At 50.1% G+C, this 561-nt stretch carries 3 tRNA genes; all 3 read right to left on the bottom strand.

What is annotated here, in order from left to right:
* Positions 1–31: 31 nt before the first annotated feature.
* Positions 32–116, bottom strand: a tRNA-Leu gene (locus I656_RS0116450).
* 10 nt (positions 117–126) lie between these two features.
* Positions 127–202, bottom strand: a tRNA-Lys gene (locus I656_RS0116445).
* A gap of 247 nt (positions 203–449) precedes the next feature.
* Positions 450–525 (bottom strand) — tRNA-Val (locus I656_RS0116440).
* Positions 526–561: the final 36 nt, after the last annotated feature.

Below are 561 nucleotides of genomic sequence, written 5' to 3'. Positions count from 1 at the left end.
TACCGCTGAACTACTTCCGCTCGAATCAACATGCGGGTGAAGGGACTCGAACCCCCACGCCCGTAAAGGGCACTAGACCCTGAATCTAGCGCGTCTGCCAATTCCGCCACACCCGCAAATCAATTGTGGTGAGCCATGGAGGACTCGAACCTCCGACCCTCTGATTAAAAGTCAGATGCTCTACCTACTGAGCTAATGGCTCATGAGTTGGATAACACTTCTAGGATAGTGATGTCCCTTCCTCTACAAGTATATTCAAGGAAGCAAGATGCGTCGGGACAACTCGCAGCAAACTCAATGATGCAAAGCTCGTTGCTCTACCTGCCTCTTCCTCTACAAGCTTATTCGAGAAAGTCAAATGCGTCGAGGCAGCTCGCAGCCAATTCAAAGATGCATCGCTCGTTACTGAGCTAATGGCTCATAGTACTTATATATAGATATAATATAAGTGGTGGAGGATGACGGGATCGAACCGCCGACCCCTTGCTTGTAAGGCAAGTGCTCTCCCAGCTGAGCTAATCCTCCACAAGATTGCCTAGCGACGACCTACTCTTGCAGGGG

This window comes from Geobacillus sp. WSUCF1 (assembly GCF_000422025.1).
Lineage (GTDB): Bacteria > Bacillota > Bacilli > Bacillales > Anoxybacillaceae > Geobacillus > Geobacillus zalihae.
This window is presented reverse-complemented; position numbering and strand designations above follow the sequence as displayed.